Source organism: Chitinophaga filiformis, assembly GCF_021646545.1.
GTDB classification, from domain to species: Bacteria; Bacteroidota; Bacteroidia; order Chitinophagales; family Chitinophagaceae; genus Chitinophaga; species Chitinophaga filiformis_A.
This window is the reverse complement of record NZ_JAKIRP010000001.1, coordinates 1,072,450-1,092,288: the sequence shown is the minus strand read 5'-3', so window position 1 is coordinate 1,092,288 and position 19,839 is coordinate 1,072,450. Positions and strand designations below refer to the sequence as shown.

Below are 19,839 nucleotides of genomic sequence, written 5' to 3'. Positions count from 1 at the left end.
ATTTAAATTTACAAATTAATCCCGATCTACTTTCGTCTTAGCATATCGCTCATTAGCTCATCCAGGTTCGTCACATTAAATGGTTTTGCCATGAAGTAAGTAGCTCCGGCATTTAATGCTTTTTGCTTTTCCATACCGTTGTCGTACGCACTGATCGTAATTACCGGTAAGGCGGGGCATTTCTTTTTGATAGCTGGTAATGCTTCCAGGCCAGAGCCATCTGGCAAGTGTATGTCCAGGAAAAGCAAATCCGGTTGTTGATGCTGTAAATATTGCATTCCTTCTGTCAGTGCGTGAACATATTTTACTTTATATCCATGTTTGACCAGACTTAATTGCAACAGTCGACAAATATCAGGTTCATCGTCAATGATCAAAATAAACGACCCTTTTTTCCCCTCGGTAGTCAATATTTTATCAGACGGACGCTCCACGTCCGTTTTTATATGCTGTGCCATGCGTTCACTTGTACCATTAAATTGATTATCAAATGCTTGAAGATGTATTCGTACAAAAACCGGTTCTATATAATATTAAATCCTCCCTAATTCGTCCAAAAATACCCAGATACTATGCTTTCAAATATCAATCCATGACCAACCACATGATTTCCATGGCCTTTATATCCGATCCAGCCACAAAGGTGTGGAATTATCTCCACAGTATTTGTAGAGACTACCCGAAATGCGATCAGATACACAACAATTGTCCGGGGTAAGATCTGGTGGTATGGAAATTGAATCTTTATCTATGGAATAAAGATTTTTCATTCATAGCTGTTGTTTTAGTTATTGTCCCGGGTAGCGATTCCCGGGACAATTTTTTTTCATTAACATCTCATTCACACTTTTCTTATTTCAAGCATCTACATTTGAACATCCAATGTTTAATCCAATGCATCTGCGGGGTGCAGATGTCAAATATTTTAACAGGTTGTTTTCTTGTTTTAAGTGAAGAGCCAGGTTGTTTAGCCTGGCTCCTTATCATTCTTAATAATTTCTTAACCTGCTTTATTTTGTCCTCCTCTTTATTACTGTTAATATTAGTAGTCTATTAGCCGAACGTTGACCTGATATGAACTAGCCAACATCCCTCAAAGTAAATGTTACCTATATGAACGTGACTATAGAATATGGTATAGTCGGAATTCCAGAGCACCATATTAAAATAACCCATCAGTTGCCCCCACAGTATGCAGCTTATCACTGCGATTTTGCGGAGCCGGTACTTGTGACCAGTCCTCCAGTTGATATCATCTACCATACTACTACCGCCAACGGCTGCAGTCTGAGCAACAATATATTCATCGTTAAAGAGCCTGTACAGCTGTTACCGAGAGTTAAAGAAGGGTTGAGTGTGGTGTGCTGTATGATAGAAGGTAGTATCAACCTCTCCTATCTGGATATGACAAGCGTTCCCCTGCTCCAGGGACAGTATAATTGTTTTCACATCATCGGTCAGCAGCAACCTACGCTTTTTAGTCCCGGGATCTATGAAGTACAGTATTACGGATTTAGCCGGGATATGCTTGCGACATATGCGAGTCATTCCAAATTAGCTAAGAAATGGTTGTATAAGATAGACATGGACATGCCTGTACTCCTTACTCCGACTCCAGGGATTATCTGGGAGGGGCTGCATCATCTTAATCATGAACTCAAGTTCTCCGTCATTAATACAGGCCTCCGCAAAACATGGTTGCTGGGCAAGCTACAGGAACTCCTCATCCTCATTCTCGAACAACAGGATACTAATACTGTGTCCTCTTCGCATGATGTTACCTTTAATACTATTAAGACGTTTATCCGTAATAACATCGATAAAGAACTGACTATCTCTCAACTGGCGTCTACGTACTTTGTCAGTGCTTCTAAACTCCGGCAAAGTTTTATTAAGTACTGCGGTATGTCGTTCAGTGATTATCAGCTGCAGGTGCGAATGGAAAGAGCGAGGGCGCTATGTATAGAGAATGAAGTGAGTATAGCGCATATTGCGTATGTGCTGGGGTATAAGAACCCTTCGGCGTTGACGAAGGTGTATAAGCATTATTATGGAGAGACGCCGAGTGAGACGAGGAGGAATAAGGGGTATAACATGCCATCTTGAGGACAGCATGTTATAGTAGTAGCATTATCCTACGAACTGCAGCACGCTTTGTCTGCCATCCTGAGATGTGTTGTTAATCGTGTGCCACATAAATTCGAGATCATCTACATATATACTTTCGTCTATAAACATGGTTGCCGGTTTTGCAGTCGTAATTGTGTCTGCTGTCGCTGTACATGTATAAAACGAATCGATACGGTCGGGAATGCATGTAACAACACCAGGCAGTCCGAATACGCTGGCACTCTGAACACGCAAAGTTCCGTTCTTCAAACCGTGTGATTTTCTGTCTGGTATAATTGCAGCCGTCACCATGGAGGTAGCAGTCAAAATAAGTCCCAGCATTGAGAATTTTTCTATAGTTGTTCTTTTCATGCAAATGAGTTTACAAGGTTAAGAATGTTCAATGTTCCCGATACGATTATTAATTTACCGCTTTATCTGCGCGTGAGGTTAATAGATACGGCGGAGCATTAGTGAAAAAGACCATCTTCAGTAGTTCGAACAAAAAATGACTGCGAAAATGCCTATCGAGGATAAGTAAATATGCCTCCGCGGATAATTTGTGAAACAATTATTAACCTAACTTTAATATTGCGACAGTAAAGAATTCAGCCTATAGACGAATCGAGAACCCAACGGAAGAGTATTTTAACCCTGTTATTACCATTGTACATTTCTAACCGGACCAAGTAACAGCTTATGACCATCATGCTAAGCCCATCGGGCGAGGAATAGTATTTCCACCCCGTTAGCCCACAACATAATCAGACGTTGTTACTTTTTATTTAACCATACATTCTTTATATGGTGACCCAAATACAGAATCGCCTTTTAAGAAGGGACAATACAGATCAGCATGTGCATACTTATATCCCACACAGCTATCCTGTCACCTACGGAAAGCTGCGAAGGCCTTTGCAACTATAAACTAGCTAAACAGCCCCCCATTTATGGACTGGTATGCCTGCACTGATCTGAGCTGGAAGAGAATATGCTACCATTTTTTCTGCTCTGCCATAACCGATGTTCATAAACCTATTCCATCATAAATAATAACTAATCAATCATATGACAATCGACATTTTATATCGCCTTAAACATATAGATAATCTCATCCGCATTAAAGGAACAGGAACCCCTGATCAATTAGCACACAGGCTGGGCATGTCAAGAAGAAGCCTGTTTGATTATCTGAATCTGATGAAAGAATATGGGGCACCGATTAAGTATTGTTCTTCCCGACAGAGCTATTATTATGAGACGGAAGGCCGTTTTATGGCAATGTGTGCTTTTAAGGAAGAAGGAGAAGAAATTAATATCTAAAGACCCTCAAACCATTTATATGCAGGAAGATAAAAGTATCACCACGATTGTCAACTTAGAAGCGGAAGAAAACGTTGTAGAAGAAGCTCCGAAAGGAAAAGTTGAGAAGAAAAGCGGCAAACGTATCGGCTTCAATTATATCATTTACAAGAGCCTCAAAGAGAACCGCAAGAATGATGTAATGAAGTGTATCTATATTAAGGGACTGTTCAACTTTGGCACCTGCGTTATTAAGGAGGGTACGCTAGGTGACAGTACAGATAAACATGGCCGCGATATAAAGGACCGCCTTGTCTGGCAAAAGGAATTACATGAGAAACTTCATGGCAAAGTACGTGTTCCCCGTTATCTGGGAAGTTTCGAAGAAAATGGCAACTATTACCTGGTGATTGAACATATCAAAGGAGAATCTCTTGTACATGCATTCAGGAAACACAGCAAAGACTTGAGAGATGGTCTGATTACGAGGAATAGGCTGGGACAGAAATTCCTGGGATATCTGTTGAAAATAATTGATCTGCTGGAAGTACTTCACAAACATCAGGTAGTACACAGGGATGCGTCTTCTAACAACTTCATGATCACTCCAGGAGGGAAAATAGCGCTGATAGATCTGGAGTTAAGCTATTCGCTTGACCGGCAATTTCCATCTCCGCCGTTTCAGTTAGGCACACATGGCTTCATGTCTCCACAGCAAATAGCTACATTGACACCTACTGCAGAAGAAGACATCTTTGCGTTGGGTGCTATTATCTTCCAGATGTGGACACATATATCCCCTGGTAAAATTGTGGATATGTATCACACTGAGTTTGTTAAAAGAATTAACTTCTTTATTCCTGACCAAAAGATAGCCAACATTGTTGCGCTGTGTATGGACCCTGTAGTGGAGAACCGTCCAACATTAGATGCTATCAGGAAGGTCATACAGGAATATAAATCAACATCCCAAACTAAAAGTCAAAGAGGCCAAAGCCAGCCTTATCAATACAGCAGACAGGAGATACTAGACGCCGTGCAACAGTCAATTGCAACGTATAGCAGCCCATGGCTTGCAGACCCTGACAAAGGATGGTTCGCTGATAATGGCAAAGAACCAGCTAAGGATAACGAGAAGATTAGCAAATCCTGGTTTGGCAGTTTCAATCAGGGAGCCGCTGGAGTAATTTACATGCTGAGTACGGCTAAGTCTGTTGGTATTAATATAGATACGACGCTACCCTTCATACAAAAGGGTCTTGATCTGATTCAGCAAAAATATATTGATAAGAAAATCAGCTCCTCTCCCGGTTTACACTTTGGAGCAGCTGGTATTGCTGCAACTATTACCAATGCTATACAATCAGAATTACTCGAATTTCAACCGAAGTATGTCGATTGGATACAGAAATTATTGGATAAAGACAATAAGGGCCTTGATATTCTTAACGGCATATCCGGCCAGGGGCTTGCCAATATAATGTGTGATCCTGTCATTACGGACAAGCAACTTCGGGAAAGAACACACAGCTATGTACAACAGCTGCTTTCTCAACAGCAGGAAGACGGCTCGTGGATAACGTCTCCTAAGAGCAAGAAAAAGAAAGTCGCAAAGGGATTTTTAATAGGTATTTCAGGCATTGTATACTTCCTGTTAGAATATACCCAAGTGTATAATGATAAACAGGCACTTGCAGCAGCACTCAGAGGACTAAAGTGGCTAAGCAAAAGCGCGAAGCAAAATAAAGAGTCAGTCTATTGGCCATCAAATTCCGGCAAAAAGAAGCATAGTTCTAATACATGGTGGGCGCTTGGGGCTGCTGGTATTGCACTCTCTTTTATTAAAGCTTATGCCTTAACCCAGGACGCTGAGCATCAGAAATTTGCCACCAAAATACTAAACGCTCACAAAGAAAAAGGAGTTAATAATGGCCTCAGCCAGGCAAACGGCTTAAGCGGTTTAGGAGAAGTATATCTGGAGGCATACCAAACTTTCAATGACCCTGTTTGGCTGCAAAGAGCTGACTGGATAGCTCAGCATATAATGCACCTACAGAAAATTCACCTTAAAAATGGCCCTTACTGGCTGACAGAGCACGAAAAACAACCAGTTGCCAGTTTTGCGACTGGAAATAGTGGAATTCTTCACTTTCTGCTGAGATTTTGCTATCCAGATAGAATTGGGTTTCCAATGTCTCCATTTCATCACTCCGAAGCGGCCATTCAAACTCCAAACCTCATTACACAAACGCAAAGTGTATGAATATACTATTAATGGTAGACTCAGCTTCTACACTGTTTCAAAAAAAAGTAAACGTCACGCTCGTTCATGCAGAAAGTAAGGCAGTGATCAATAACCATGCACTTAATGACTTTCCTTTACCAGAGCAGTTCAATAAACCCACTATATTAGATATTGAAAATACACGCTGGCGAATTGTGAAAGTTGAAACTCTGCGTTCAGGTAATTACTTCCGTTCTGCTAAGGTTCAGTTATACGTGCTCCCACCGGATAGTATTGTGGATCCCAATAAATTCCTTGTGCCTACCTTGGTACCGCGGGAGCAAATTATAACTACTGACGCAGCGCAGGCATTTAATGATTTCACATTGCACCTTTCACATGATGAGTGGTTACAGTTCGAATTTCTCCCACTTTCAAATATCGAGCAGATACAAGAAACAACGGCAATAATAGAGTCTATCATAAATGCTCCAGATGAAAATAATAATCTATGGGGATATTCATCTTATCATATCAGAGATCTGACCTGGAATTATCGCCTTGGAATTCCATTTGAAGATTTCTGCGGCTTTACCGGTATTGCGGATAAAGGTAATATTGTACTCTCCAATGCAGCCTTCGTTAAAAATGGGTTTGCACTACGATCCAGTGATCATATTTACTATGGCATTGTTAATAATGGTGTGATTACCAAATTGGCAATAAAGAATTTCGACTGCCTTGATGAGGAACTTTCAAATGTACTATCTAAATATGGCTTAACGTTCGTGGACTGGTGTAACGCAAGTATATTAAGTTAACATCGCACACGCTAGTTCACCTATCGTACAAAATCAGAAAAGCTCTCCTAGGAGAGCTTTTCTGATTTTCCACTATGCTGGATCCTAAAAAGATGACGGCCTTTTATCAACAGGCCCTGAGACTGTTCACTTGTATGATCAGTATGAACATTAATAACCTTCGCATTGTAAAAAAGATCTACTTTTTCGGCTGACTGATAACCAGTCACTATCCTTTTTACATGGAAATGCCTCAATATATAATTGATTCGCCTTTCGTTGTCCTTTATCACCTCACTTTCAATACCGTCCGGAATATCAAAAATATCACTTACAACAGGAGCTTTAAATAACTTTTTAGGTCTGCTGGCCGTCTTAGCCAGGCCATTGATATCTTCAATGGTTTTAGTGCTGTAAAGCAGCCTGAGAGAAATACTGCCATGTACAAACAATGTATGTCCTATCTTCTCAACAAGATTTTTTGTTTTCAGCCAACGCCATAATTCGTTACTTCCATCATACAAGGCGGTAGATGCGCCGGGTCTGACATTTTCAGACTTCGCATACCTGGGATGTCGGAATCGCCAATCACCGTTAATATTTTCCAATTCATTATTTCCCCAAATGAAATGCACATATCCTTCATTTTTCTTTGCCTTTTCCTCCAGGGAATAGATCAGCCAAAGACACTCAAGGACATCGTCACTATCATTGAGGCAATTGCCCAATATAACTAAATGCCCATTCTCAAAAATCCAATTAAGCTGTTTATCTATGACCCTTGCGCGTCCCAATATTCTACATAAATTCCGAAAGTTCCCGCCGATGTCCGACACCACGAATATATTTTTATTCCTTTCAAAGACACTCATCTCATCTGCAAGTTCACGCTTTAAGCGCAGCGAAAAGAATCGATGTTGTTTTGCGGGATCGGTATGCGGTATTTGCAATGATATTTCTACTTTTTCGGGCATACGTCTTACTTTCTTGATCCTGAAAAAAACTCCCTTAAATCATCTCTCACAGTTACCGGGATCGCACTTACTTTCTTATAGGCCTTACGATTGTGTGTATAATAAATTGTAGGTCTATCAATGACCAGACCTAGACGATAAGATTGATTAGAGCTGTCTAAGATCAATTTATTCTCAATTACTGGCAACTCACCATGTTGCTCCTGGAAATATTTATTAACGGTTGCTTTCCCTCCATTTGCACTGATGATGATGTAATGGAGCTCCAATAAGTTCTCCTTGTGCTTAAGAATACTATCAATAGTCTTCTCCCGGCAACTTGGACAACTAGCCTCAATAGGCAATATCAGGAAGGCGAGCGAATCATTAACTTCCGCCTGGACGATTGCGCCGTTTACAACATTTATAAGACTCTTAAATATCGAATCCTTTTCTGTTTCTTCAGTTATCATTTGAACGCTTCTTTTGCTGACATCTGGCTTAGCACAAGAAAATATTGTTATAGATAAAATGACAATAGCATTTTGAATGGAATAGCTTTTCATTATTCTTTGTTTGACATGTGGGTTAACGGCATTTGAGTATTATCATCGGTATAGGCCAACCGTACAAAATGTAAGGCTTTCTTGTCTTCATATTTCGTCCTGGTATAGATCGATCCATCATTTAAAAAAAGCAGGAAACTAAAAGAAATTCCTTCGCCAAGCATGGTTTCACCAATTATCTTAAAATTCTCATCAAAGACCATAACACTTCTCTTCTTCCGGCCCTTTTTCGAGTCAAAATCCGCTTCCGTCATTTTTTGTTTTGCCAATCTGAGGTACCTTTTCCTGTGGGGATCGAATAAAACTTCACCATAGGAATCACGTAAAGAATATACTTTATAGCCATCTTCTTTCCTAAGCTGCTCTTTGGAAACGGGCTCAATATCCTCTTTCTGAAACTTACTTCTGCCAAAATAAGCGACATGATAATCAGTTAAATTAGTTTCATATAGATTAGGATCTGCCGCGAAACTAAATACGAAGTTTCCTTTATTATTTACACAGTAACCATAATCCACAAATGAATAACCTAGTAAATTATTTTGATAAACCTCCGGAAGAGAATAATATGGGGTTTTCTTTTTATTTTTCAAGTCAATTTCATATAAAGGACTCCACTCCCTTTGTGCTTTCAGTGATTTATCATCAATTGACGGTTTTATACACATATACACGAGACTATCTTTAAAAACTACTGGAGAAGTGCTGGTAACGTATGGTCTCCTGGATATATCCTCCGGAGATTCGAGCCTACCTTTTACTACACCTGCACTATCCAAAAGGTATAATGAGCTCAAAGTAGTAACGTATATGCTATCAAAGCACTTCACAAATATACTCGCCTTATCAAGTTTACCACTTTTAATCCAGGTGCGCAAAGAAACGTTTTTTATTAACTTACCAGAATAAAAATCATAAATGTTAAGCGACTTCGAACCGCGGTCGTAAAACGACATATAGACATTTGAATGATCATTAAATAAATTTAATGCATCTATACGCTGGGATGTATGCTCATCTAATGTGAAATGCAATGTATCCCCAACTGGCTTCAATCCAAGATCTCCATATACAGGATCTGTATATTTATAAACTGCTTTCGCCACTTCTTTTCTTTCACCACAGCCTATGAACAGCAAACAGATAACAAGGAGCATCACTAGCTGTTCCAAACCGCTAATTTTGTTACTTTCACTTTTCATTATATTGATTTTATATCTAAAAATGTTTGCTTTACGAACACATTCAAATTAGGATTGCGTGGTGCATTTTTTCTGCACTAGACCATCACTTGGCAGGGCTTCAACAAATATATGAATTGATATTTCCACCGTGTTTATAGTGTACAGCGATTCGTCGCGCTACATAAAATGGATAGCCTTACAAATGAACCGTCATAATGAATATGTATTATAGTATACTTATAAATAAAGGCAGGAAAAGTGCACTGCAAACAGCTAACTTAAAACAACGATATATCCCATTCCCGTGACCATCCTAATCTTACTTATGAAAAAAATATCTATCAAAAACACATCACTAGGCCTTATTCTCATAGCAGCATCCGCTGTTATAGCTGCTGTAGTTCCGGATACATTAAGTGGAAAAAGAGTCAACAGTGAAACATTGAGAGCCTTCGGTGACACTTCTTCCGGAGCTGACCAAGATGCTGGACAACCGGTCATTAGTTGTTGGCCTGAGGTAGAAGCAGTCATGAGTTGTACGGCTACTGCTGCCACCGACACAACAACTGGTTTCTTTGCTGTCAAAAGTTCACACCCAATCGGTGGGTTTGATTACCAAACTCAAGGTAATACTTCACTAACAGCCGGTCAAGCAGGTGATCAAAAAAGCATTTCCGTACTGGTCAGTTAAATCGCGTGTTTGATAGCCTGCTTTTAATAAACGGCCACTACTATCAAACACTAGGTAACACATCGCAAACAAACCCAAATGACGGAGTAGATCAAAATAGTCAGTTAGTACAAATACAAGTTTAATAAAAAGGGAAATATTCTTAAACCCTAAATGTAAAACACCGATTCAACTTTTATTCAAATTAATGTCATTACTAAAAACACCCATCTATGAAGAAGATTTCTGTTAAAAACATTTCTTTACTAGGCCTCGTGCTAATGGCAGCATCGGCCGCAACAGCCGCTATCATTCCTGATAAATCAAATGCAAGAAGAGCTAACAATGGAACATTAAGAGGCAACAGCGCAACTGCCGCGGGTGCAGATCAAGATGCTTCCTTCCTAGTTATATCTTGTATCAATGAGGTAGAAACAGTCATGTCGTGCACTGCTACAGCTGACACTAACACAACAACTGGCTTCTTTCAGAATGAAAGTCTATTGCAAATTGGATTATTTTTTTATCAAACAAACGGCAATACCTCACAAACTGGCGCAATTACTGGTGATCAGAACAGCATCCTACAAGTAGTAAGTTAAATATATTCATCCAAAATGTGTATCATACAATAACTAAAAAATTATCATGAAATATCCATCTTCTAAAAACATATCACTGCTAAGTGTAGTCTTACTAGTTGCATCCGCAGTTACTGCTGCTGTAATACCCAAAGGGCTAAACGGGAAACGGCTTAACAACGGAACCTTAAGAGCCGCAAGTGCCACACTTCACGGTGCAGACCAAGATGCCCCAGCAGCGATATCATGTATTCCTGAGATAGAGACATTAATGTCCTGCACAGCCACCTCATCCTGTACAACAACTCAAGGTTGCGTCAATAGTTGCGAAATGAAGGTACCCCCGTTCTACTATCAAACTCAAGGAAATACATCACAAACAGGTGCACAAGCGGGTGATCAAACAAGTATATCTGTTTCATGTTAGATGCAGAAAAAATGCATCCTCTATTGCTAACTTTAAAAAGCAATGATTTAATGGCCATTAAATCTATATATCGGTTTAATAACTATCAAAAAAAATTTCTATGAAAAAGGTTTCTGTTAAAAACTTATCATTATTAGGTTTAGTCCTAATGGCAGCATCTGCTGTAACTGCAGCAGTGGTTCCAGACAAATCAAATGCAAGAAGGATAAACAATGGATCATTAAGAGTCGCCAGCGATACAGCTGCCGGTGCAGATCAAGATGCTCCCGCAGCAGTATCATGTGTTGCTGATGTAGATACACTACATAGCTGCACAGCCACCGCTGGAAGTAATACAACAACTGGCTTCTTTCCTAACCAGAGTTTAATCCAAGTAGGTGGATTTAACTACCAAACTGTAGGCAATACCTCTCAAACAGCCGCTCAACAAGGTGAGCAAGAGAGTGTACTTGCATAATGATAATAATATAATATTTAATCGGGTTGTCAATATAGACAACCCGATTAATTGTATTCATTAGATCTACCCAAACTTAATTCTTTTGTTTATATGAAACTATAAAATCCCCTGTATTTAGAGGCCTCTTAGGTCATGCTTCACTATGGCATAACCAGTAAAAGCTTTGCCACCGCGGCATTTACCCTCTCCATGGGCACCAAGCAAGGGAACGGTATTTACACAAAAAAAGGTTCTTCCAGTTTGTATTAATATGTAACTTCTACTATTTATCCTTAAAGTTTCAACTCATCTGACACCTCTAACATCGTCAGACGAACTATGAAGCATTTATTTCTTTTGAAATCCACTCTGGGATTTGGGAGGGCATTCGAAAAGAAATATTGATTCAAATTAGCGCCAGATCAAGCTTAAACTACATTGTATAAGCTGTCGGATTAAATCTGAACTATTTCAAATAACATTCACATAAAAATCATTCCCTATCATGCCGAATCAATCAGAAAGAAGCATACTCCTCCCTTTTGAAATCGCCGGCACTATCGAGTAAAATTTTGCTACCTAAAGCATCAACTCTATATAACTTTTTATTTTCAACTAATAATGCTTCTGACTTACCATTCGCATGTCGGGTATCTGTATTTATAACTTTTCCGTCATAGTGTATGCTTATAGTATCACTTACCACTGTATGCCCTGTAACGATACATGAAGAAGAATAATAAGAAAGTATACTATCAATATGTTCATGAGCCAATTTTCCGTGATAATATCCTCTATACCAAAATGGTGAATATGAATCACTCATAACCGTCTTAATGGCGCCATCAGGGAATTGTTCAAAACTTTTATCGCAATACCTTCTTGCTATTGAATTTATCTCATATAGAGACAACTTCAATTTCCCAATTTCAGGGGAAATTCCGCCATGTGTGAATAAGAAGTCCCCAATTTTTTCAACTACATTTTTTGTCCTTAACCACTTGCCTAATTCAGTTTCTTGATTATACAACTCTTTAATTGACCTATTAAGCATGTCGGCATTACGCTTATACTTCTCATGTACATATCTACTATCTCCCTGAAGATTCATTATTTCATGGTTGCCCAATATAAAATGTACGTATCCTCCCTGTGCACGCGCTTTTTCTTCCAATGAATAAATTAGCCACAAGCATTCAGTCACCTGATCTCCACGATCAAATATATCACCTGATAACACCAAATGTCCCGTTCCGAAAGTCCAACTAAAATTTTCATCAATGACACCATTTGATTGAAGTAATTCTCTAAATGCTTTAAAATTCCCTTCAATGTCAGACAATACAAACAACTTATCTGCTTTTTCAAAGGAACTGGGTTCTTCATTTAACTCTTTTTTTAATGTCACCATGAAGGAATTTTCAAAACGATCGGTTGAAACCTTAAAAGAACTTCCCTTTTTTATATCATTACTAGTTATAGAAGCTCCATTAATTTTGGCAATTTCTACCGAACCTGGCTTGTTCCACACGTATGGCCCATCCTCCATCAATATCAATTGCCGTTTCACTAAATTAATCAGAGCTCTTCCACTGTCAGCTCTCGGATCAAGTTTAGGATAGTGAGGTATTAATTTGCCGCGATCATTCATAACAAATATACTGGGATAACTTTCCACACCTAAGTTGCTAACAATATCATGCTTGCTTCCCTCACCACCCGTATATAGACTTTTTCCATTTCCAGTTGTGTACTTTTTTTGTCGGATGCTTTTTTGCCATTGATCTTTAGCTTCATCAATACTTACACTGAGGAACACGACATTGGTATCTTCTTCAAAAAGATTTTCAATTTTTGTGAGAGCGGGTACCATTTGCATACATCCTTTGCATCCTGTAAACCAAAAATCAATGACAACCACCTTTCCCTTTACGTCATTCTCCGTGAAGGATATGCCTCCTGAATCCAACAATTTGAATTTCACGTCTCTTCCTCCCATTTGTTTCTTTCGTCGTTCGACTTCATACTCCCGGACAGCCTCTTTATAAGCTAAAAATCCGGGTTCCCGATAATAATCAGCCAGGATTTCTTCAATTTGTGGTTCAAACCCGATAGTTTTAATTACTCCATTAGTATAATGGAAGAAAAAGGCCAACACTTCTTCTCTTATAATACCTTTATATTTTCGTTTTGCCAGTTTATATCTAAGGACATATTCATCCACTTTCTCCTTTCCAAGAATGGAAGTATCAGATCTCTTATCTTTAAAAAATTTATTCCTTTCTCGAAGGGCGTCGTACCTTAACCTCTTCCATAAGTAGTACGGATCCCCAACAACTGGAGATTCAAATTGCAACCACTTAGCTGCTGGGCCATTCATTGTTGAATCATATATCTCGCATAGATCGTGATTGGTTAACCCAAATCGGTTAACCATTTCCGACTTCGACGAATCCATTGAGACAGCACTTCCAGTCAAAAACATGAACCTGGTCAATCGGCATTCCTCGATGTCATATAGCGCCTTCTCTTTAATTATACTGTACGAAAAATCAGATATTTTCCCTTTATAAGATTCAATTAACTTAGACGTAATGCTCAATTTATCATTTAAATAAGCATTCCACAGGAAATAATCATTCAAGCTTTTCAGGGGTTTAAGTTCTCCGGATAGAGCTTTAAATAAAACCGTGTTTTCTAGACTATCTTCAATTGAGCCTAAGCTTCTGATTAACTCCCATTTGGCATGCCCCCTGCCTGAAAAAACGGGTTGACCACTCTCATATGCTACCTCTATACTATCTCCAGCTTCAAGCTGATAACCTATTCTTGATTGTTTTCCAATAAAAGGCCCAACAATATGAAGTGGCTTAATTATCAAAAACTCGTGCTTTATCCGCTTATCAAATACCTTGACCTTTTGAGATTTGGGCTGGTCTCCAGTATAAGTAATTCTTTCTACTGGGAATGTTATTAGGTCTATCATATCCCCCTTGTAATCGGGCGGTACCTGCCCCTGAATTAAGGCTCTTTCCTCTGAAGGCCTATTCTTCTTTTGGGCATTACAGTCATAAATTTTAAAAAAGATGATCAATGATATAATCAGGAACTTGGGCTTCATTTTCAACAGTAGATTTTTCAGAAAAAAATTTGTCAATAAATTGTTCAATAAATTGATTAAACAGTTTTTACAAGATCAAACCTGGTTTAGCCTGACAAAACATTTATGCACTTTTGTTAATTCGAATGTCAAATCCTTCATATTACTCCTATTTGTATAATTAATCTGGCTCACACAGACAAGATTTACTAAAGATTTAATACCCATCATTCTGGCTTATATTTTCCAGCTTTATATCTGGAAGTGGAATGGGAGCAATTGCTTTTTCATTTGGATAAGTCAGCGTTTTGCGATCAGCATTTAGAGCATCCTCCCTTATAACCGGCTTATGCCACCGTTGTAGGTCATACATTCTAAGCCCTTCAAACGCTAATTCCTTTCTGCGTTCTTTATAAATCGAATCAATCAAAGCACGACCGGAAGCAGTTAGCAGAGGCACATTGGGATTCGCCCTCTGCCTAATGGCATTCAAATAACTACGGGCATTATCTTCATCCTTTAACATTGCGCATGACTCCGCAGCCATCAGGTAGGCTTCTGAGGAGCGGACAACGGGATGATAATAATCCGCTAGACCAACACTTCTAATCCCAGCTACATCAACCGGGAATTTCGTTACATTCCAGGATTCGCCCGAAATTGAAACCCATTTTGAGCGAACATCATTTGAATCACTTCGAAGTATAAACGCTATATCTTGGGTTGCGACAAAGTACAAAGTCTCTCCCCTCAAAAACCGGCCAGTGAAACTGGTTTCAAAAACATCACTGGGTGCTGTCTGAAACAGAACCTCTGTTTGCAAAAATGGCCTATTATAAAATAGCCCATTAGGATAGCCATTACTGATCGTCATGAGAGGTATCTGTTGGCATAACTCTTCTGCTAGGGCTCTTGCTTCAGCATAGTCACCTCTAAATAAATAGACTCGCGCTAATAAAGACTTTGCTGCGTATTTATTCATATACCTTATGTCCTCTACATGCTCTGGCATTAACTCAATGGCTGCCTTCAGATCTGAAATCATGCCTTTATAAACGTCCCCCACGCTTTGTCTTGTAAAGTGTTGCGTCACATCAGACGTTGTAATGTATGGAACCCCAGGATGGGACCCGTCAGAAGAAAAACTAAAGGTTTGAGCGAATACATTTACTAATTCAAAGTATAAAAGAGCCCTAAGCGCGTATGCTTGCCCTTTAATGTTGTCTGCCTTACCTGGATCCTCGGCATGATACTTATCAGCATTTTCAATAATAAAATTACATGCTCTTATTATAAAATAGTCGCCTTGCCATGTGCCATTCATATTTGTACCTGTTGGCATATCTAAATGTCCAGTTTGTTCTCCTTTTTGCTGAGACCAGGTATAATGTAAAAGCATCAGCTGGGGGGGTAATGCTAAGGGCTTTAAATTGTCCGCCGCAATCTCAGGATAAACTTCCCCCAAAGCATAAACAAAATTTTCGCTTATCAAGCCATAAGTACCGTTTAGAAATTCGCTCATACTATTTAGATCTCTAACATACGCTTGCCTATTTAATAACCGATTGTCAACCACTTCCAGAAAATCCTTCTTACAAGCGCACGTACCTAAATATATAAATAGAAGAAAAAATAAGTTCTTGCGACGTTTCATATAAATAAAGTATTAAATCCTATGAATTTAAATTCACTAATTAAAAAGTAGCATTCAAGCCTACACTGAAAGAGCGTTGCTGAGGGTACAAAAAATTGCCTGCACCATATGCGTTTACATTTTCTGGATCATCGCCTGAATATGTTGTCCACAAAGCCACATTATGTGCTTGAACGAATATTTTCAAACCTTCCAAATAAAATCGACTTAAATGTTTCTTATCTAATTTATACGTCAAAGAAATATTCGACAATCGGATAAAATCACCATCAAATAAATATCTGGTAGAAGCAGCGGTACCCATGTCATACTCAGTACCATTTGTGCTATTTAATAACCTTCGGGGATTGGGTGTCACATCGCCCGGTTTTTGCCACCTCTTCAGTGCGGCTATACTTTGATTAAGGTATGGGCTTTGACCATCATTTTGCAAAAATGCTCCATTGTAGAAAATCTTTGAGCCATATTGATAATAGAGCATTGCAGACAATTCTATTCCCCTCCATGAAAATGTATTTGTGAAAGACCCGAAACCGTCGGGCTGAGTTTTACCTACATATTCCATTTTAGCTGCATAATAGTCGTCTGTTTTTTTTCCCAAGGAATCAATCCACATAGGCCTGCCATTAACAGGATTCACACCCGCCCAAATCGGCAACTGAAAGGAATTATACTCATGTCCTACCTGGTTGACAACTCCACCTTCACCCATTATTAATGGATAGTATGCTTTCACCAATTTGTTGGTATTTCTGCTCCAATTCGCATTAACGTTCCATGTAAATTCCCCCTTACTAAGTATGCTTGCCGTTACCGCTAACTCTATGCCTGCATTTTTTATATCCCCAATATTGGATGTAATCGTATTAAAGCCGGTCGCCAACGGCAACGGAATATTATGGGCAATTAAGTTCTTTGTCTTTCTGCTATAGATATCGATTGTAATACCAACTCGTTGTTTTAAAGTCTGAAGTTCTAAACCGACATCCCAGGTAAAAGTCTCTTCCCATTTAATACTAGGGTTACCTGGATTGTTATATTTATTAGGGATGACACTGTTGCCATTCAGAAATTGTTGCATAAGCAATTCGTCATACCTTATATAATCTAAAATTGCCGCAGAATTACCCGCTGGGCCAAAACTTGCTCTTATTTTTAGATAATTTAGCCAATTCTTATACCTCTTTACAACCGCCTCTTCCGAAACGATCCAGCTTCCCCCCATTGACCAATAGGTTCCAAATCGTTCGTTTCTACCGAACTTAGAGGAACCATCGGCCCTAGCAGAACTCGTTAAATAATATTTATTCCTGAATCCAGTGTTCAACTGGCCAAAGTAAGATAGTGATGTATTTCTCCCAGCAGCACTCCCAGCTCCATACAATTGACCTCCATTTGCCTGATCAAGTAAAGGGTTGTTAGCAAATCCTCTTACCTCAACATTCGATGTTTTCCTTGTTCCTATCTGTACTTCTTGGCCAACCAAAAGCTGGACGTCAAAATCTCCACTAATTTTTTTAACATATTGGAGTGTATTTGTATTAATAATATTGGCCGTTTTGAAATTCTCTTCCCTTACTCTACCTCCATAGGCTAAAGTTCCATTAATTGCTAAGAAAGGATGTACCTTCTCCTTTAATTCATTAAGCATAAAGTCAACTCCAAAAGTTGAGCTTAGTAAAAAACCGTTTAAGAAATTTACCTCTCCGTAAAATTTGCTCAAAGACCTATATGCTGTGTTCTTATTGATATTTAGCTCAGCAGCAGCCAAGGGATTCGGTACTAATAAAGCTTCTCCCCCTTGTTGCCCCCACGAATAATTGTATATAAATTTACCAGAAGAATCATATATTGGATTCAATGGCGAAGCGGCCTGCATTCCGTCAAAATCAGCTTCGTTATTATAATTTTGAACATTATAAGATTGAGATGTATTAAAACCAAGTTTCAGCCAGTTTGTAGGACGAATCTCATAGTTTACGCGAAAAGACTTACGATCATAACCTGTATTTTTAACAACACCATTTTGCTTAGTATATTCAAGATTAATATAAAAATTAGACCGCTCATTTCCACCTGATATCGAAAGTTCATTTGCCATAGTCATGGCATTATTACTAAACAATTTATCTCCCCAATTGGGTGGCGGATAAAAGCTTAATTCCCCCTTTTCATTCAGGTAAGTATTAAATTTAGGCCGATCCGGGCTAGGAGTGACTTGTAAATCAGTTAAAATATCCGCATCTGTAATTCCCGGCTTTGAATTACGGTAGGCTTCAAACAGTAATTCAAGATACTCGCGCTGATTTAGTAAGTCTACCCGTTGCTTTAAACGTGAGGATATATCTGTCTGATGACGAAAGTTAAAGATAGTTTTACCAGCTTTCCCTTTTTTTGTCGTTATCAGTATTACTCCATTACTTGCCTTCGCCCCATATAAAGCAATTGCCGCAGCATCTTTCAGCACTGAAATAGATTCGATATCGGAGGGGTTTAACTGAGCCATTGGATTACTTACAGGAGATGATTTATCTGATAATTCACTAATAGGTCTTGCAGGATCCTGAGAAACGGGTATACCATCCATCACAATCAATGGATTTCTTACTGTCGCCCCACCAGCAACACTTCCGCCAGTAGCTATTCCTCTTAAAAGGAAATTAACGGGGGCACTTCCAGGCTGCCCGTTTCCACTCGTAACCACTAATCCCGGAACTAACCCCTGTAGACTTTTGTCAAAACTTCTATTTGGTAACGTTTGTATCTGCTCCCCTTTTATAACTGTTATTGCACCAGCTATCTGTCGCCTTTGTAATGTGCCATAGGCTGTCACAACCGTCTCATTCAAATTATTATCCCCAGGCTTTAATTGTACTTTTAAATTGGTTCTTCCAGCCAGCGGCATCTCGGCCGTCACAAATCCGGTATAACTCACCTGTATGATATCACGCTCACCTGCATGGTTCAACATGAAGGAACCATTTTCCTTAGTTGCTGTGCCAAATGCAGTTCCCTTAAGCCTCACGGTCGCCCCCGGCAACGGCACGCCCTTATCATCCGTCACCACCCCACTCACACTCATCACCATCACCGTATCTTTCTTTCTATCCGCCACAATTGATCTTATAAATATCTTATCCTTATTCCCCTTCACATACTCATACGTCAATCCCAGCGGTGGCAACATCTCAGCCAGCGCCTCTTCGATCGGCGTAGCAACGAACTTCACCCCCACCAGCTGGCTCGTATTCAACTCACCGAAAAACAACACCACTCCCGTCTGTTTCTCAATAACATTAAAAACATCTCTTAATGAAATATGGCCGTTTGTGATCGTCACATTACGACCAGGTTGCGCACTCTTCTGCGCATGTAAGTAAATGCTGGGAAGCAATAGCCAAAGCAAGGCCATTAAGCTACGCCTCGCATAGCAGTGAGTAAATTTTTGTTGCATAAGGACAAGACTAAAAATGGTTAGTTAATCACAGTACAGTCACCTGACGTTTTTATTAGTAATGAATTTAGGTAAGACATAGTTATCACCCTTTATACCCGTAATGATTAAAAACACCATTCATTGGGTGAGTCGCTGTGCTAAAAAAATCTGGCGGAGAAGTCACCCATGCATGCAAACCCTTGAAATTGTGGGATTCTGGGCTATGTTAACTCATTATTAAGAAAAAAAACCAAAGAAACCGTGTAACTTAAAGTATCGTACATCAGGACTGGCAACAATAAATTAATGGGGAATGCTATGATATTAACTTAAAGGAGGCTAAGTTTACACGTGCTTTTACCATAATAAATTTCACACCAACTCATCAGCCAGC

Annotated in this window: 15 protein-coding genes; 7 read left to right on the top strand and 8 right to left on the bottom strand. The window is 39.2% G+C overall.

The genetic code is table 11. From position 1 onward, the window contains the following. Nucleotides 1-26: 26 nt before the first annotated feature. Nucleotides 27-458: a response regulator transcription factor gene (locus tag L3C95_RS04525; RefSeq protein WP_236385546.1), complete on the bottom strand. Its 432-nt coding sequence runs from the start codon at nucleotides 456-458 to the stop codon at nucleotides 27-29. A gap of 655 nt (nucleotides 459-1,113) precedes the next feature. Between L3C95_RS04525 and L3C95_RS04520 the strand changes: the two genes are divergently transcribed. Then, nucleotides 1,114-2,106, top strand: coding sequence for a helix-turn-helix transcriptional regulator (locus L3C95_RS04520; RefSeq protein ID WP_236385545.1), 993 nt, complete (start codon nucleotides 1,114-1,116; stop codon nucleotides 2,104-2,106). Nucleotides 2,107-2,130: 24 nt separating this feature from the next. Here L3C95_RS04520 and L3C95_RS04515 read toward each other — a convergent pair whose 3' ends face one another. Continuing rightward, a complete protein-coding gene (locus L3C95_RS04515; RefSeq protein WP_236385544.1) occupies nucleotides 2,131-2,481 on the bottom strand; it encodes a hypothetical protein in 351 nt (116 codons plus the stop codon). Nucleotides 2,482-3,177: 696 nt separating this feature from the next. Here L3C95_RS04515 and L3C95_RS04510 point away from each other — a divergent pair. The 3 genes from L3C95_RS04510 to L3C95_RS04500 are packed head-to-tail and all read left to right on the top strand — an operon-like array spanning nucleotide 3,178 to nucleotide 6,456. After that, the gene (locus L3C95_RS04510; RefSeq protein ID WP_236385543.1) at nucleotides 3,178-3,432 is read left to right on the top strand and encodes a helix-turn-helix domain-containing protein; all 255 of its coding nucleotides are present in this window, start codon (nucleotides 3,178-3,180) and stop codon (nucleotides 3,430-3,432) included. Between the two features lie 19 nt (nucleotides 3,433-3,451). Further along, nucleotides 3,452-5,674 (top strand): protein kinase/lanthionine synthetase C family protein, encoded by a 2,223-nt coding sequence (locus tag L3C95_RS04505; protein ID WP_236385542.1) that lies wholly within the window; start codon nucleotides 3,452-3,454, stop codon nucleotides 5,672-5,674. Next, nucleotides 5,671-6,456 (top strand): hypothetical protein, encoded by a 786-nt coding sequence (locus L3C95_RS04500; protein ID WP_236385541.1) that lies wholly within the window; start codon nucleotides 5,671-5,673, stop codon nucleotides 6,454-6,456. The genes L3C95_RS04505 and L3C95_RS04500 overlap by 4 nt, the downstream gene beginning before the upstream one ends. 47 nt (nucleotides 6,457-6,503) lie before the next feature. Here the strand turns inward: L3C95_RS04500 and L3C95_RS04495 are convergent, their stop codons facing one another. From L3C95_RS04495 to L3C95_RS04485, 3 genes are read right to left on the bottom strand one after another with little or no spacing between them, the layout of a single operon-like run. Then, entirely contained in the window at nucleotides 6,504-7,409 is a 906-nt protein-coding gene (locus tag L3C95_RS04495) for a hypothetical protein (protein ID WP_236385540.1), read from the bottom strand. A gap of 5 nt (nucleotides 7,410-7,414) precedes the next feature. Continuing rightward, nucleotides 7,415-7,954, bottom strand: coding sequence for a hypothetical protein (locus L3C95_RS04490; protein ID WP_236385538.1), 540 nt, complete (start codon nucleotides 7,952-7,954; stop codon nucleotides 7,415-7,417). Further along, nucleotides 7,954-9,156 carry a DUF4221 family protein gene (locus L3C95_RS04485; protein WP_236385537.1) on the bottom strand — a complete coding sequence of 401 codons (1,203 nt, stop codon included), beginning with the start codon at nucleotides 9,154-9,156 and terminating at the stop codon, nucleotides 7,954-7,956. Before L3C95_RS04485 ends, L3C95_RS04490 begins: the two co-directional genes overlap by 1 nt. A gap of 307 nt (nucleotides 9,157-9,463) precedes the next feature. On the opposite strand from L3C95_RS04485, the gene L3C95_RS04480 reads away from it, so the two are divergent. The 3 genes from L3C95_RS04480 (at nucleotide 9,464) to L3C95_RS04470 (ending at nucleotide 11,273) form a co-directional block, all read left to right on the top strand. Then, on the top strand, nucleotides 9,464-9,829 hold the full coding sequence (locus tag L3C95_RS04480; RefSeq protein ID WP_236385536.1) for a hypothetical protein: 366 nt from the start codon (nucleotides 9,464-9,466) through the stop codon (nucleotides 9,827-9,829). A gap of 212 nt (nucleotides 9,830-10,041) precedes the next feature. Next, on the top strand, nucleotides 10,042-10,410 hold the full coding sequence (locus L3C95_RS04475; RefSeq protein WP_236385535.1) for a hypothetical protein: 369 nt from the start codon (nucleotides 10,042-10,044) through the stop codon (nucleotides 10,408-10,410). A 506-nt stretch (nucleotides 10,411-10,916) separates the two neighbouring features. Then, a complete protein-coding gene (locus tag L3C95_RS04470; protein ID WP_236385534.1) occupies nucleotides 10,917-11,273 on the top strand; it encodes a hypothetical protein in 357 nt (118 codons plus the stop codon). Between the two features lie 499 nt (nucleotides 11,274-11,772). Here the strand turns inward: L3C95_RS04470 and L3C95_RS04465 are convergent, their stop codons facing one another. The 3 genes from L3C95_RS04465 to L3C95_RS04455 all read right to left on the bottom strand — a co-directional run bounded on the left by L3C95_RS04465 (nucleotide 11,773) and on the right by L3C95_RS04455 (nucleotide 19,463). Continuing rightward, nucleotides 11,773-14,376: a metallophosphoesterase gene (locus L3C95_RS04465; protein ID WP_236385533.1), complete on the bottom strand. Its 2,604-nt coding sequence runs from the start codon at nucleotides 14,374-14,376 to the stop codon at nucleotides 11,773-11,775. Nucleotides 14,377-14,572: 196 nt separating this feature from the next. Continuing rightward, nucleotides 14,573-16,009 (bottom strand): RagB/SusD family nutrient uptake outer membrane protein, encoded by a 1,437-nt coding sequence (locus L3C95_RS04460; protein ID WP_236385532.1) that lies wholly within the window; start codon nucleotides 16,007-16,009, stop codon nucleotides 14,573-14,575. A 40-nt stretch (nucleotides 16,010-16,049) separates the two neighbouring features. Beyond that, nucleotides 16,050-19,463: a SusC/RagA family TonB-linked outer membrane protein gene (locus tag L3C95_RS04455; protein WP_236385531.1), complete on the bottom strand. Its 3,414-nt coding sequence runs from the start codon at nucleotides 19,461-19,463 to the stop codon at nucleotides 16,050-16,052. Between the last annotated feature and the right edge of the window lie 376 nt (nucleotides 19,464-19,839).

Bases quoted from the DNA above. Each gene is read 5' to 3' on its own strand.
- L3C95_RS04525 (WP_236385546.1), bottom strand. From the start codon at position 458: ATGGCACAGCATATAAAAACGGACGTGGAGCGTCCGTCTGATAAAATA.
- L3C95_RS04520 (WP_236385545.1), top strand. From the start codon at position 1,114: ATGAACGTGACTATAGAATATGGTATAGTCGGAATTCCAGAGCACCAT.
- L3C95_RS04515 (WP_236385544.1), bottom strand. From the start codon at position 2,481: ATGAAAAGAACAACTATAGAAAAATTCTCAATGCTGGGACTTATTTTG.
- L3C95_RS04510 (WP_236385543.1), top strand. From the start codon at position 3,178: ATGACAATCGACATTTTATATCGCCTTAAACATATAGATAATCTCATC.
- L3C95_RS04505 (WP_236385542.1), top strand. From the start codon at position 3,452: ATGCAGGAAGATAAAAGTATCACCACGATTGTCAACTTAGAAGCGGAA.
- L3C95_RS04500 (WP_236385541.1), top strand. From the start codon at position 5,671: ATGAATATACTATTAATGGTAGACTCAGCTTCTACACTGTTTCAAAAA.
- L3C95_RS04495 (WP_236385540.1), bottom strand. From the start codon at position 7,409: ATGCCCGAAAAAGTAGAAATATCATTGCAAATACCGCATACCGATCCC.
- L3C95_RS04490 (WP_236385538.1), bottom strand. From the start codon at position 7,954: ATGAAAAGCTATTCCATTCAAAATGCTATTGTCATTTTATCTATAACA.
- L3C95_RS04485 (WP_236385537.1), bottom strand. From the start codon at position 9,156: ATGAAAAGTGAAAGTAACAAAATTAGCGGTTTGGAACAGCTAGTGATG.
- L3C95_RS04480 (WP_236385536.1), top strand. From the start codon at position 9,464: ATGAAAAAAATATCTATCAAAAACACATCACTAGGCCTTATTCTCATA.
- L3C95_RS04475 (WP_236385535.1), top strand. From the start codon at position 10,042: ATGAAGAAGATTTCTGTTAAAAACATTTCTTTACTAGGCCTCGTGCTA.
- L3C95_RS04470 (WP_236385534.1), top strand. From the start codon at position 10,917: ATGAAAAAGGTTTCTGTTAAAAACTTATCATTATTAGGTTTAGTCCTA.
- L3C95_RS04465 (WP_236385533.1), bottom strand. From the start codon at position 14,376: ATGAAGCCCAAGTTCCTGATTATATCATTGATCATCTTTTTTAAAATT.
- L3C95_RS04460 (WP_236385532.1), bottom strand. From the start codon at position 16,009: ATGAAACGTCGCAAGAACTTATTTTTTCTTCTATTTATATATTTAGGT.
- L3C95_RS04455 (WP_236385531.1), bottom strand. From the start codon at position 19,463: ATGCAACAAAAATTTACTCACTGCTATGCGAGGCGTAGCTTAATGGCC.